This window comes from Actinacidiphila paucisporea (assembly GCF_900142575.1).
GTDB classification, from domain to species: domain Bacteria; phylum Actinomycetota; class Actinomycetes; order Streptomycetales; family Streptomycetaceae; genus Actinacidiphila; species Actinacidiphila paucisporea.
This window is the reverse complement of the sequence record NZ_FRBI01000006.1, coordinates 95,355-108,655: the sequence shown is the minus strand read 5'-3', so window position 1 is coordinate 108,655 and position 13,301 is coordinate 95,355. Positions and strand designations below refer to the sequence as shown.

Genomic DNA, 13,301 nt, shown 5'->3' with positions numbered 1-13,301 from the left:
GCTCTTGTGCGCGTTTTCACGAGGGGGCCGCCCTCCGTGGCCACCCGGCCTCCCGGGCGCTACTCCCAGCGGAAGAAGCGGCCCGCCGCCGCCAGCCCGACCGCCGCCCACACCGCGAGGATGCCCAGGTCGCCCCACGGCATCGCGGCGCCGTGCTGGAGAACGTCCCGCAGGCCGTCGGACAGGGCGGAGACCGGCAGCAGTTCCAGCGCCGACCGCACGGGGCCGGGGAATTTGTCCATCGGCACGATCACCCCGCCGCCGACCAGCAGCAGCAGGAAGACCAGATTCGCCGCCGCCAGCGTCGCCTCGGCCTTCAGGGTGCCCGCCATCAGCAGCCCGAGCCCGGAGAAGGCCGCGGTGCCCAGCAGCAGCAGCACCAGCACCGCCAGCGGGTTGCCGTGCGGCGACCAGCCGAGCGCGAAGGCGATCACCGTCAGCAGCGCCACCTGGAGCAGCTCGGTGACCAGCACCGAGCAGGTCTTCGCGGTCAGCAGCGCCCAGCGCGGCAGCGGCGTGGCGCCCAGCCGCTTCAGCACGCCGTAGCGCCGCTCGAAGCCGGTGGCGATGGCCTGCCCGGTGAAGGCGGTCGACAGCACCGCGAGCGCCAGGATGCCGGGGGCCAGGAAGTCCACCGACCTGCCGGCGCCGGTGTCCACGATGTCGACGCCGCTGAAGACCACCAGCAGCAGCGCGGGGATGATCACCGTCAGCAGCAGCTGCTCGCCGTTGCGCAGCAGCATCCTCGTCTCCAGGACGGCCTGGGCGCGGATCATCGCGGAGGTGCGGGCGGCGCCGGGCGAGGGGGTGAAGTACCCGGCCGCGTAGGCCGCCCCCGTGGTGGTGCCCGTGGTGGCGGTCATCGGCGCAGCTCCCTGCCGGTCAGTTCCAAGAAGACGTCCTCCAGGGTGCGGCGCTCCACCGCGAGCCGGTCGGGCATGACGCCGTGCTGGGCGCACCAGGAGGCGACGGTGGCCAGCAGCTGCGGATCGACCTTGCCCTCGATGCGGTAGCTGCCCGGGCTCAGCTCGGCGGCCAGGCTGTCCGCGGGCAGCGCCTTGAGCAGCGACGCCAGGTCCAGGCCCGGCCGCCCGGAGAAGCGCAGGGTGCCCTCGGCGCCGCCGCGGCACAGCTCCTCGGGGGTGCCGCGGGCTATGGACCGGCCGCCGTCGATGATCACGACCTGGTCGGCGAGCTGCTCGGCCTCGTCCATGAAGTGGGTGGTCAGCACCACGGTGGCGCCGTCCGCCCGCAGCTCGCGGACCAGGTCCCAGGTGGCGTGCCTGGCCTGCGGGTCGAGGCCGGCGGTGGGCTCGTCGAGGAAGACCAGCTCGGGCCGGCCGACCACGGCCATCGCCAGCGCGAGCCGCTGCTGCTGGCCGCCGGACAGCCGCCGGTAGGCCGTACGGCCGCAGGACTCCAGGCCCAGGCGTTCGATCAGCAGCGCCGGGTCGATGGGGTGGGCGTGCAGCGCGGCGGTGTGCCGCAGCATCTCCTCGGCGTGCGCGCCCGGGTAGACCCCGCCGGCCTGGAGCATCACGCCGATCCTGGGCCGCAGCCGCGCTCCCTGGGTGACCGGGTCGAGCCCGAGTACCCGGACGGTGCCGGAATCGGGGCGCCGGTAGCCCTCGCAGACCTCGACGGTGGTGGTCTTGCCCGCGCCGTTGGGGCCGAGCACGGCGGTGACGCTGCCGTGCGGCACCGCGAGGTCGAGGCCGTCGACCGCGGCCCTGGTCCCGTACCGCTTGACCAGAGCGGTCACCTCGACCGCGGGCTCGTTTCGCATGCGCACGAGTCTAGGGAGCCGCGGCGGCGGTTTTGGCGGCAGGGCGGAATTAGGTGACCCTAAGTGATGCAGCACACCGTGCCCGGCAGTGGAGCCGCTTGCCCGGGCCTGATGAATTACGCAACAATGGGGTTGTGAAAAACGTCGGTGGTGCCGCTCAGGGGGCGGCGGAGGAGCAGACGACCGGGGAGCGGCGCACCCGCAACCGGGTCGCCCGGTCCATCCTGGACCACGGACCCTCCACCGCCGCCGACCTCGCGCAGCGGCTCGGCCTGACCCAGGCCGCCGTCCGCCGCCATCTGGACGCGCTCGTCGCGGACAATGTCGTCGAGCCCCGCGACCAGCGGGTCTACGGCCAGCGCGGCCGCGGCAGGCCCGCCAAGGTCTTCGCGCTGACCGACTGCGGCCGGGACGCCTTCGACCAGGCCTACGACGTACTCGCCGCCGACGCGCTGCGCTGGATCGCCGAGTCCGCCGGCGGCGGCCAGGACGGCCAGGCCGCCGTCTCGGCCTTCGCCCGCGCCCGCGTCGCTGCGCAGGCCGAGCGCTACCGTGCGATCGTGGACGCGGCGGCCCCCGAGGACCGCACCCGGGCACTCGCCCGTGCGCTGTCCGCCGACGGGTACGCTGCTACGACCCGCAGCGCCCCGGGGCCCGCGGGAGAGCAGTTGTGCCAGCACCACTGCCCGGTCGCCCATACGGCCGAGCAGTTCCCCGAGTTGTGCGAGGCGGAGGCCGAGGTCTTCTCCCGCCTGCTCGGAACGCACGTGCAGCGGCTGGCCACCATCGCGCACGGCGACGGCGTGTGCACCACCTTCGTCCCGCAGGCCCCGCACCCCACCGGCCAGGACGGCGACGCCCGGCCGGCGCACCCCGATCAGACCCAGACCACCGACCAGGCATCAGCCAGCAAGTCCGGGAGGAACCCCGCATGACTGCTCCCACGGAGACCACTCACCCGGAGCTCGAAGGCATCGGCACGTACGAGTACGGCTGGGCCGACTCCGACGTCGCGGGCGCGGCCGCACAGCGCGGCCTGTCCGAGGCCGTCGTCCGTGACATCTCCGCGAAGAAGTCCGAGCCCGAGTGGATGCTCAAGCTCCGGCTCAAGGGTCTGCGGCTGTTCGGCAAGAAGCCCATGCCGACCTGGGGCTCGGACCTGTCCGGCATCGACTTCGACAACATCAAGTACTTCGTGCGGTCCACCGAGAAGCAGGCGGAGTCCTGGGAGGACCTGCCCGAGGACATCAAGAACACCTACGACCGGCTCGGCATCCCCGAGGCGGAGAAGCAGCGCCTGGTCGCCGGTGTCGCCGCGCAGTACGAGTCCGAGGTCGTCTACCACCAGATCCGCGAGGACCTGGAGGAGCAGGGCGTCATCTTCATGGACACCGACACCGCGCTGCGCGAGCACCCCGAGCTGTTCCAGGAGTACTACGGCACGGTCATCCCGGCCGGCGACAACAAGTTCGCGTCGCTGAACACGGCGGTGTGGTCCGGCGGGTCGTTCATCTACGTGCCGAAGGGCGTGCACGTCGACATCCCGCTGCAGGCCTACTTCCGTATCAACACCGAGAACATGGGCCAGTTCGAGCGGACGCTGATCATCGTCGACGAGGACGCGTACGTCCACTACGTCGAGGGCTGCACCGCGCCGATCTACAAGTCCGACTCCCTGCACTCCGCGGTCGTCGAGATCATCGTGAAGAAGGGCGGCCGCTGCCGCTACACGACGATCCAGAACTGGTCGAACAACGTCTACAACCTGGTGACCAAGCGCGCCGTCGCCTACGAGGGCGCCACCATGGAGTGGGTCGACGGCAACATCGGCTCCAAGGTCACCATGAAGTACCCGGCGGTCTACCTGATGGGCGAGCACGCCAAGGGCGAGACGCTGTCCATCGCCTTCGCCGGCGAGGGCCAGCACCAGGACGCCGGCGCCAAGATGGTGCACATGGCGCCGAACACCTCGTCCAACATCGTCTCCAAGTCGGTGGCCCGCGGCGGCGGCCGCACCTCCTACCGCGGCCTGATCGAGATCGGCGAGGGCTCTGCCGGATCGAAGTCGAACGTGCTGTGCGACGCGCTGCTGATCGACACCGTCTCCCGCTCCGACACCTACCCCTACGTGGACGTCCGCGAGGACGACGTGTCCATGGGCCACGAGGCGACCGTCTCCAAGGTCTCCGACGACCAGCTCTTCTACCTGATGAGCCGCGGCATGACCGAGTTCGAGGCCATGGCGATGATCGTGCGCGGCTTCGTCGAGCCGATCGCCAAGGAGCTGCCGATGGAGTACGCCCTGGAGCTGAACCGGCTGATCGAGCTGCAGATGGAAGGCGCCGTCGGCTAGCCGACGGCCCCCCGCACGCCCCTTCACACCCCCGACGACGTTCTTCCGAGAGAGAGCTGTACGACAAGCCATGGCTGACAACACTCCTGCGGGCAGCACCACGGACGGTGCCATCACGGTGGGACAGCCCGTCGACGCCCGGGTCAGCTCGGCCCCGTCCTACGACGTGGCCGACTTCCCGGTGCCGCACGGCCGTGAGGAGGAGTGGCGCTTCACTCCGCTGGAACGGCTGCGCGGGCTGCACGACGGCACCGCCGAGGCCACCGGCGCCCTGCGCGTCGAGGTGACCGCCCCCGACGGCGTCACGGTGCAGACCGTGGACCGCGACGATCCGCGGGTCGGCAGGGCCGGCAAGCCGGTCGACCGGGTCGCAGCCCAGGCGTACAGCTCGTTCGAGAAGGCCTCGGTCGTCAGCATCCCCAAGGAGTCGATCCTGACCGAGCCGGTCAGGATCGCCGTGCACGGCGAGGGCGGCACCGTCTACGGCCACCAGATCGTCGAGGTCGGAGCCTTCGCCGAGGCCGTCGTGGTCATCGACCACACCGGTGACACCGTCATGGCGGGCAACGTCGAGTACCTGATCGGCGACGGCGCCAAGCTCACCGTGGTCTGCGTGCAGGACTGGGACGACACCGCCGTGCACGTCGCCCAGCACACCGCGCTGGTCGGCCGGGACGCCACCTTCAAGTCGGTGGTCGTCACCTTCGGCGGCGACCTGGTCAGGCTGCACCCGCGGGTCGTCTACGGCGCCCCCGGCGGCGAGGCCGAGCTGTACGGGCTGTACTTCACCGACGAGGGCCAGCACCAGGAGCACCGGCTCTTCATCGACCACGACACCCCGCACTGCCGGTCCAACGTGGCCTACAAGGGCGCGCTCCAGGGCCAGGACGCTCACGCGGTGTGGATCGGCGACGTGCTGATCAGGGCCGCGGCCGAGGGCACCGACACCTACGAGCTGAACCGGAACCTCGTCCTCACCGACGGCGCCCGGGTCGACTCGGTGCCGAACCTGGAGATCGAGACCGGCGAGATCGTCGGCGCGGGACATGCCTCGGCGACCGGCCGCTTCGACGACGAGCAGCTGTTCTACCTGCAGTCCCGCGGCATCCGCGGTGACGACGCCCGCCGCCTGGTGGTCCGCGGCTTCTTCGGCGAGCTGGTGCAGCAGATCGGCCTGGCCGACCTCGAAGAGCGGCTGATGGCCAAGATCGACGCCGAGCTGGAGGCGTCCGTCGGATGACCGCCACCGACTCGTACGTACGCGTCTGCGCGCTCGGCGACCTCGCGGAGGACACCCCGCAGCGGGTCGAGATCGACGGTGTGCCGGTCTCCGTGGTCCGTACCGCGGGCGACGTCTTCGCGATCAACGACATCTGCTCGCACGCCAACGTCTCGCTCTCCGAGGGCGAGGTCGAGGACTGCCAGATCGAGTGCTGGCTGCACGGGTCGAGCTTCGACCTGCGCACCGGCAAGCCGTCCGGGCTGCCCGCCACGCGGCCCGTCCCCGTATACCCCGTCAAGATCGTTGGGGACGACGTGCTCGTCTCCGTCACCCAGGAGTCCTGAGTCACCCATGGCAACGCTTGAAATCAACGACCTGCACGTCACCGTCGAAGCCGACAACTCCACCAAGGAGATCCTCAAAGGCGTCGACCTGACCGTGAAGCAGGGCGAGACCCACGCCATCATGGGCCCCAACGGCTCGGGCAAGTCCACGCTCGCGTACTCGCTGGCCGGACACCCGAAGTACACCGTCACCGGCGGCACCGTCACCCTCGACGGTGAGGACGTGCTGGCGATGACGGTGGACGAGCGGGCCAGGGCCGGCCTCTTCCTCGCCATGCAGTACCCGGTCGAGGTGCCCGGCGTCTCCGTCTCCAACTTCCTGCGCACCTCCGCCACCGCCATCCGCGGCGAGGCCCCCAAGCTGCGCACCTGGGTGAAGGAGGTCAGGGAGGCCATGGAGCGGCTCAACATGGACCCCGCCTTCGCCGAGCGCAACGTCAACGAGGGCTTCTCCGGCGGTGAGAAGAAGCGCCACGAGATCCTGCAGCTCGAACTGCTCAAGCCGCATATCGCGATCCTCGACGAGACCGACTCCGGCCTGGACGTGGACGCGCTGCGGGTGGTCTCCGAGGGCGTCAACCGGGTCCGCGAGGGCGGCGAGGTCGGCACCCTGCTGATCACCCACTACACGCGCATCCTGCGGTACATCAAGCCCGACTTCGTCCACGTCTTCGCGGCCGGCCGCATCGCCGAGTCCGGCGGTGCGGAGCTGGCCGACAAGCTGGAGGAAGAGGGCTACGAGTCCTACACGAAAGGCGGCGCTTCCGAGTGACCACTGACGGCCGGGTGCTCCCCGGCCTCCTCGACACCGAGGCGATCCGCAAGGACTTCCCCGCACTGGACCGGCTGGTCCACGACGGCCGGAAGCTGGTGTACCTCGACAACGCGGCGACCTCGCAGAAGCCGCGCCAGGTGCTCGACACGCTCAACTCCTACTACGAGCGGTCCAACGCCAACGTGCACCGCGGTGTGCACGTGCTCGCCGAGGAGGCCACCGCGCTGTACGAGGGCGCCCGCGACAAGGTCGCCGCCTTCATCAACGCGCCCAGCCGTGACGAGGTGATCTTCACCAAGAACGCCTCGGAGTCGCTGAACCTGGTGGCGAACATGCTCGGCTGGGCCGACGAGCCCTACCGGGTGGACCGCGAGACCGAGATCGTCATCACGGAGATGGAGCACCACTCCAACATCGTGCCGTGGCAGCTGCTCTCCCAGCGCACCGGCGCGACGCTGAAGTGGTTCGGGCTGACCGACGACGGCCGGCTGGACCTGTCCGACATCGAGCAGGTCATCACCGAGAAGACGAAGATCGTCTCCTTCGTGCTGGTCTCCAACATCCTGGGCACCGTCAACCCGGTCGAGGCCATCGTGCGCCGCGCCCAGGACGTCGGCGCGCTGGTGCTGATCGACGCCTCGCAGGCCGCCCCGCACATGGCGCTCGACGTGCAGGCGCTCGGCGCCGACTTCGTGGCCTTCACCGGCCACAAGATGCTCGGCCCGACCGGCATCGGGGTGCTGTGGGGCCGCCAGGAGCTGCTGGAGGACCTGCCGCCCTTCCTCGGCGGCGGCGAGATGATCGAGACCGTCTCGATGCACTCCTCCACCTACGCCCCGGCGCCGCACAAGTTCGAGGCCGGCACCCCGCCGATCGCCCAGGCCATCGGGCTCGGCGCGGCCGTGGACTACCTGACCGCGATCGGCATGGACAAGATCGCCGCGCACGAGCACGCGCTGACCGAATACGCTCTTGAGCGGCTGCACGAGGTCCCCGACCTGCGGATCATCGGCCCGACGACCGCGCAGGACCGGGCCGCCGCGATCTCCTTCGTGCTGGGCGACATCCACCCGCACGACGTCGGCCAGGTGCTCGACGAGCAGGGCATCGCGGTCCGGGTCGGCCACCACTGCGCCCGGCCGGTCTGCCTGCGGTACGGAATTCCCGCGACCACCAGGGCGTCGTTCTATCTGTACTCCACCCCGGCCGAGGTCGACGCCCTGGCCGAGGGTCTCGAACAGGTCAGGAACTTCTTCGGGTGACGATGGCGGTGCTGCTGTGAAGCTGGACTCGATGTACCAGGACGTGATCCTGGACCACTACAAGCACCCGCACGGGCGGGGCCTGCGTGACGGCCAGGCCGAGGTGCACCACGTCAACCCCACCTGCGGTGACGAGATCACCCTGCGGGTGCGACTGGACGGCAGCGTCATCGGCGACGTGTCGTACGAGAGCCAGGGCTGTTCGATCAGCCAGGCCAGCGCCTCGGTGCTGAACGACCTCCTGGTCGGCAAGGACGTCGCGGAGGCGCAGAAGATCCAGGAGACCTTCCTGGAGCTGATGCAGTCCCGCGGGCGGATCGAGCCCGACGAGGCGATGGAGGAGGTGCTGGAGGACGCGGTCGCGTTCGCCGGCGTCTCGAAGTACCCGGCGCGGGTCAAATGCGCGCTGCTGAGCTGGATGGCCTGGAAGGACGCCACGGCGAAGGCCCTGTCCGGCACGACACCCGAGGAGACCGCATGACTGACAGCACCGAGGTCGCTCTCAAGCCGGCCTCCGAGGAAGAGATCCGCGAGGCCCTCTACGACGTGGTCGACCCCGAGCTGGGGATCGACGTCGTCAACCTGGGCCTGATCTACGGCATCCACGTCGACGACACCAACGTCGCCACCCTCGACATGACCCTCACCTCCGCCGCCTGCCCGCTCACCGACGTGATCGAGGAGCAGGCCCAGACGGCGACGGAGGGCATCGTCAGCGCCCTGAAGATCAACTGGGTCTGGATGCCGCCGTGGGGCCCGGACAAGATCACCGACGACGGGCGCGAGCAGCTTCGCGCCCTGGGTTTCAACGTCTGAGACCCGTTCGCAGTGCACCACCGGCCGGCCGGGGCGATCGCGCCCCGGCCGGCCGCTGTGCGTCCCGGTACACCGCGGCTCGCCCCTGGGGGCCCGTGGGCGGGTGGGGTGAGAAACCGGTTACATCGAGTGCTGCAAGGCGTTGACGTGGGCCGACCGGGTTGCGAGAGTGGTCGCACCATCGACATCGGCAGGGGCGGTTACCATGGGCGGCGGCAAGGACGGCGGGTCGGCACGCGCCGAGATGCGGGCGTACGCGACCGGACTGGCCGACGCGCTGCCGCCGTACGCCAGCGACGGCGGCGCCCGTATCCGGCTCGGCGTCAACATCGCGCACCACGACGACACCGCCGCCGACCTGGAGGGCTACGCCCGGCCCCTGTGGGGCCTGGCCCCGCTGGCCGCCGGCGGCGGCGACTTCGCCCACTGGGACCTCTGGGCGCGCGGCCTGGCCGCGGGCACCGACCCCGGGCACCCCGAATACTGGGGCGCCCCCGAGGGGATCGACCAGCGCACCGTGGAGTCCGCCGCCCTCGGCTTCGCCCTGGCGCTGGCCCCCGAGCGGCTGTGGGACCCGCTCAGCGGCGCGCAGAAGGACCGGGCGGGCGCCTGGCTGGCCCGCTTTCTGACCGCCCGCACGCCGGACAACAACTGGAACTTCTTCCCCGTCATGGTCTCCCTCGGCCTGGACCGGGTCGGTTACGCCCACGACCGCGACGCCCGGCACGCCCGCCTGGACCGCCTGGAGACCTACGCGCTGGCCGACGGCTGGTACGGCGACGGTCCCACCGAGCAGCGCGACTACTACATCCCCTGGGCCATGCACTTCTACGGCCTGATCTACGCGGCCCTGGCCGGCGACGAGGACCCCGCGCGCGCCGCCCGCTTCCGCGGGCGGGCCGGCGAGTTCGCCCTCGGCTACCGGCACTGGTTCGCCGACGACGGCTCCGCTGTGCCGTACGGGCGCAGCCTCACCTACCGCTTCGCCCAGGGCTCCTTCTGGGGCGCGCTCGGCTACGCCGACGTCGACGCGCTGCCCGCCGGCGAGGTCAGGGGCCTGCTGATGCGGCACCTGCGCTGGTGGCGCGAGCGCTCCGCGGCGACCTCGCCCGGCGGCCTGCTGAGCATCGGCTACGGCTACCCGCAGCCCGCCGTCGCCGAGCAGTACAACGGACCGGCGTCGCCGTACTGGGCGATGAAGGCCTTCCTGCCGCTCGCACTGCCCGCCGCCCACCGCTTCTGGACCGCCGACGAGCAGCCGCCCCCCGACCTGCCCGACACCCTCGTGCAACCGTCCGCAGGGGCCGTCCTGCTGCGCTCCGGCGGCGACGTGACCCTGCTCAGCGGGCGCCAGCACAACACCTGGGCGCGCGGCGGCCCGGCCAAATACGCGAAGTTCGCCTACTCCACCCGCTTCGGCTTCAGCCTGCCCGCCGGCGACCAGGGCCTGGTGCACGGGGCCTACGACTCGGTGCTCGCCCTCAGCGACGACGAGGGCGACGAGCCGGTGCACTTCCGGGTACGGGAGACCTGCGAGGACCCGGCCGCCACGGGCGACGGCGTCGAGGACGACGGCACCGTCCGCAGCACCTGGCGGCCGTGGGCCGATGTGGAGATCACCACCTGGCTGACCGCCGCCGCGCCCTGGCACCTGCGCACCCACCGCATCCGCACCGGGCGCGCCCTGCACACCGCGGAGGGCGGCTTCGCCGTCGACCGCGACGGCGGCACGGCCGCCCGGGAGGAGGGCGCGGGGCGGGCGATGGCCGTCAGCGCCGGCGGCGACCTCAGCGGGCTCGCCGACCTGCCCTCCGACGACGGCGCCCCCGCGCGCGAAGGCCGGGTGGTCGAGCCGCTGCCCGGCACCAACGTCCTGGCCCGCCGCACCGTCCTGCCCACGCTGGTCGGCCGGCTCCCCCCGGGCGAGCACTGGTTGCGCTGCGCCGTGCTGGGCGCGGGCCCGGCGGGCGCCGCCGCCTGGCAGGACGCCCCGCCGGCCCCGCGCCACTGACCGGCTCAAGGCTCCAGCGCGTGCCCGGTCGTGGCGTCCACGTGGTCGGGGACCTCGTCATGGCGGTCCCCGACCGTCAGCGTGCCGGTCGGCTCGAGGAGCAGGATCGACGCGCCCGACGGCGACGACGGCCGGTGCTCGGTGCCGCGCGGCACGGTGAAGACCGAGCCGCGGGGGAGCAGCACCGTGCGCTCACCGGCCGGCTCGCGCAGCGCGATCTCCAACTCGCCCTCCAGGACCAGGAAGAACTCGTCGGTGTTGTCGTGGACGTGCCACACGTGCTCGCCCGCGACCTTCGCGACGCGCACGTCGTAGTCGTTGACGCGGGTGACGATACGAGGGCTCCACAGGTCGTCGAAGGACGCCAAAGCCGCGGCCAGGGCTGTCGGTTCAGTGCTCATGCCCCATCCTCACCCGCCACGCCGCTCCGGCGAAAGCGATCCCGCCCGCCGGCACCGATCCCCACACCGCGCTGCGGACCCCACGACCTCACCCTCCGCGCGGCCGGAGTCCGCACCACCACCCGAAGGAGCCGGCCGTGCGCAGCGCCGTGGTCACGCCCGAGGGCGACGAGATCCGCTGGGTCGAACTCCGGGCGGGCAGCCGCCGCGCATCTACGTCCACGGCCTCGGCGGCACGTCGCCGGCCGCCTTCACCGAGGCGGCCGCCCACCCCCTGCTGGCCGGCCGCCGCTCGCTGCTGATCGACCTGCTCGGCCACGGCCTCAGCGACCGGCCCGCCGGCTTCGACTACCGCCTGGAGTCGCACGCCGACGCCCTCGCGACGGCCCTGGCCGCCGCGGGCGTCACCGGCGCCGACGTGATCGGCCACAGCATGGGCGGCTCCGTCGCGATCGTCCTCGCGGTCAGACACCCCCGCCTGGTCGCGCGGCTGGTCCTGGCCGACCGGGGTCCGCGTCGTCGCCGTCCCCGACTGCGGGCACAGCATCATGCGGGACAATCCCGAGGGCTTCGCCCGGGCCGCCGCCGCGGCGCTCGCCGTGCCGGGGCGGCCGCGGCGGGCCGGGTGCACGGATGGTCGGGGGACGCGTTAGCGTCATACGTATGAATGACTCCCGTGCCTCCGGCGCCCTCGGCGTCGGACTTGCCACCGTCGCCGACGACGGCACCGTGCTCGACACCTGGTACCCCGCCCCGCAGCTCACCGCGGAGCCGGGGCCCGCGGGCACCGCGCGGCTGACCGCCGAGGAGGCCGCGCAGGCCCTGGGGAGTGCGGCCCCCGCCGCGCTGGGTCCCGACCCGCGCCGCGGCGTCGAGGTGGTCGCCGTCAGGACCGCCATCGCCTCCACCGACGACAAGCCGCTGGACGCGCACGACGCGTACCTGCGGCTGCACCTGCTCAGCCACCGCCTGGTCCGCCCCAACGAGCTGAACCTGGAAGGGCTGTTCGGCGTCCTGGCGAACGTCGCCTGGACCTCGATCGGCCCGGTCCCGGTGCCGAACCTGGCCGCCGCCCGCCTGGCCGCCCGCGCCGCGGGCCTGCACCTGTCCGTCTACGGCGTCGACAAATTCCCCCGGATGACGGACTACGTGGCACCGGCCGGCGTCCGTATCGCCGACGCGGACCGCGTCCGGCTCGGCGCGCACCTCGCCGAGGGCACCACCGTGATGCACGAGGGCTTCTGCAACTTCAACGCCGGAACCCTGGGCACCTCCATGGTCGAGGGCCGCATCTCGCAGGGCGTGGTCATCGGTGACGGCTCCGACATCGGCGGCGGCGCGTCCATCATGGGCACGCTGTCCGGCGGCGGTACGCAGATCGTCTCGGTCGGCGAACGCTGCCTGCTCGGCGCCGAGTCGGGCCTGGGCATCGCCCTCGGCGACGACTGCGTGATCGAGGCCGGCCTCTACGTCACCGCCGGGACCCGGGTGACGCTGCCCGACGGCGAGATCGTCAAGGCCGTCGAAGTGTCCGGCGGCGACAACCTGCTCTTCCGCCGCAACTCCACCACCGGCAAGGTCGAGGTGCTCCAGCGCACCGGCTCGTGGGGCGGCCTCAACGCGGTGCTGCACAGCCACAACTGACGGGTTCGGGCCCCCGGTTGCGGTCAGCTGTACATGGAGTCCAGACCGTAGCCGGGGCCGTAGTACGCCTCCAGCTCCGCGAGATCCTCGCCCTTGCGGTCCTGCGCGTGCGCGATCGCCGCCCGGGACGGCGCCTCGTCCGGCCGCCAGGCCTCCGGCTTCCACAGCGCGCTGCGCAGGAACGCCTTCGAGCAGTGGTAGAAGACCTCGTCGATGTCCACCAGCACCGCCAGCGACGGGCGGTGCCCCTTGACCGTCATCCGGTCGAAGAAGTCCGCGTCCCGCACGAGCCGGGCCCGCCCGTTGATCCGCAGCGTGTCGCCGCGGCCGGGGACCAGGAAGATCAGCCCGACCCGCGGATTGGCCAGGATGTTCAGCAAGCCGTCCGCCCTGCGGTTGCCCGGCCGCTCCGGCACCGCGATGGTCCGCTCGTCCAGCACGAGGGTGAACCCGGCGGGGTCGCCCTTCGGCGACACGTCGCACGACCCGTCCGCCCCCGCGGTGGCCATCAGCAGGAACGGCGCGGCCGCCAGCCACGCCCGGTCCAGCGCGTCCAGCTCCCCGCGCACCTTCGCCGCGTTCCGCGCGGTCGGCTCCCCGACCAGCTCCCGCAGCTCGGCTTCGCTGCCGATCTCCCGCACCCCGCCACCCCCCTGCGTCGACCCTCCTGCGGCCCCTCCTGTGACC

Annotated in this window: 14 protein-coding genes and 1 pseudogene; 11 read left to right on the top strand and 4 right to left on the bottom strand. The window is 71.9% G+C overall.

The features are described from left to right. Positions 1-59 precede the first annotated feature (59 nt). Both BUE44_RS11955 and BUE44_RS11950 read right to left on the bottom strand, forming a co-directional pair. Entirely contained in the window at positions 60-863 is an 804-nt protein-coding gene (locus BUE44_RS11955; RefSeq protein WP_073497085.1) for an ABC transporter permease, read from the bottom strand. Continuing rightward, positions 860-1,786, bottom strand: coding sequence for an ABC transporter ATP-binding protein (locus BUE44_RS11950; protein ID WP_073497083.1), 927 nt, complete (start codon positions 1,784-1,786; stop codon positions 860-862). The genes BUE44_RS11955 and BUE44_RS11950 overlap by 4 nt, the downstream gene beginning before the upstream one ends. A gap of 134 nt (positions 1,787-1,920) precedes the next feature. On the opposite strand from BUE44_RS11950, the gene BUE44_RS11945 reads away from it, so the two are divergent. The 9 genes from BUE44_RS11945 to BUE44_RS11905 all read left to right on the top strand — a co-directional run bounded on the left by BUE44_RS11945 (position 1,921) and on the right by BUE44_RS11905 (position 10,569). Next, complete coding sequence (locus BUE44_RS11945; protein WP_235002071.1) at positions 1,921-2,721, top strand: helix-turn-helix transcriptional regulator; 801 nt, start codon at positions 1,921-1,923, stop codon at positions 2,719-2,721. After that, a complete protein-coding gene (gene sufB, locus BUE44_RS11940; protein WP_073497078.1) occupies positions 2,718-4,139 on the top strand; it encodes a Fe-S cluster assembly protein SufB in 1,422 nt (473 codons plus the stop codon). Before BUE44_RS11945 ends, sufB begins: the two co-directional genes overlap by 4 nt. 70 nt (positions 4,140-4,209) lie before the next feature. After that, entirely contained in the window at positions 4,210-5,379 is a 1,170-nt protein-coding gene (sufD, locus tag BUE44_RS11935) for a Fe-S cluster assembly protein SufD (protein WP_073497076.1), read from the top strand. Further along, on the top strand, positions 5,376-5,705 hold the full coding sequence (locus BUE44_RS11930; protein ID WP_073497074.1) for a non-heme iron oxygenase ferredoxin subunit: 330 nt from the start codon (positions 5,376-5,378) through the stop codon (positions 5,703-5,705). Before sufD ends, BUE44_RS11930 begins: the two co-directional genes overlap by 4 nt. A gap of 7 nt (positions 5,706-5,712) precedes the next feature. Next, positions 5,713-6,477: a Fe-S cluster assembly ATPase SufC gene (gene sufC / locus BUE44_RS11925; protein ID WP_073497072.1), complete on the top strand. Its 765-nt coding sequence runs from the start codon at positions 5,713-5,715 to the stop codon at positions 6,475-6,477. 14 nt (positions 6,478-6,491) lie between these two features. Further along, a complete protein-coding gene (locus tag BUE44_RS11920; protein ID WP_107415688.1) occupies positions 6,492-7,742 on the top strand; it encodes a cysteine desulfurase in 1,251 nt (416 codons plus the stop codon). A gap of 16 nt (positions 7,743-7,758) precedes the next feature. Next, a complete protein-coding gene (gene sufU, locus BUE44_RS11915) occupies positions 7,759-8,223 on the top strand; it encodes a Fe-S cluster assembly sulfur transfer protein SufU (protein ID WP_073497068.1) in 465 nt (154 codons plus the stop codon). Then, positions 8,220-8,558 carry a metal-sulfur cluster assembly factor gene (locus BUE44_RS11910; RefSeq protein WP_073497066.1) on the top strand — a complete coding sequence of 113 codons (339 nt, stop codon included), beginning with the start codon at positions 8,220-8,222 and terminating at the stop codon, positions 8,556-8,558. The genes sufU and BUE44_RS11910 overlap by 4 nt, the downstream gene beginning before the upstream one ends. Before the next feature lie 205 nt (positions 8,559-8,763). Next, positions 8,764-10,569 (top strand): DUF2264 domain-containing protein, encoded by a 1,806-nt coding sequence (locus tag BUE44_RS11905; protein ID WP_073497064.1) that lies wholly within the window; start codon positions 8,764-8,766, stop codon positions 10,567-10,569. 5 nt (positions 10,570-10,574) lie between these two features. On the opposite strand, the gene BUE44_RS11900 is transcribed toward BUE44_RS11905, so the two are convergent. Continuing rightward, complete coding sequence (locus tag BUE44_RS11900) at positions 10,575-10,970, bottom strand: cupin domain-containing protein (protein ID WP_073497062.1); 396 nt, start codon at positions 10,968-10,970, stop codon at positions 10,575-10,577. Positions 10,971-11,107: 137 nt separating this feature from the next. Between BUE44_RS11900 and BUE44_RS39760 the strand changes: the two are divergent. Together BUE44_RS39760 and dapD are read left to right on the top strand one after the other, a co-directional pair. After that, positions 11,108-11,499: pseudogene (locus BUE44_RS39760) on the top strand (alpha/beta fold hydrolase); the annotation flags it as partial. Positions 11,500-11,633: 134 nt separating this feature from the next. Next, the gene (gene dapD, locus BUE44_RS11890) at positions 11,634-12,614 is read left to right on the top strand and encodes a 2,3,4,5-tetrahydropyridine-2,6-dicarboxylate N-succinyltransferase (RefSeq protein ID WP_073497060.1); all 981 of its coding nucleotides are present in this window, start codon (positions 11,634-11,636) and stop codon (positions 12,612-12,614) included. Positions 12,615-12,637: 23 nt separating this feature from the next. On the opposite strand, the gene BUE44_RS11885 is transcribed toward dapD, so the two are convergent. After that, positions 12,638-13,255 (bottom strand): pyridoxamine 5'-phosphate oxidase family protein, encoded by a 618-nt coding sequence (locus BUE44_RS11885; protein ID WP_073497058.1) that lies wholly within the window; start codon positions 13,253-13,255, stop codon positions 12,638-12,640. Positions 13,256-13,301 lie beyond the last annotated feature (46 nt).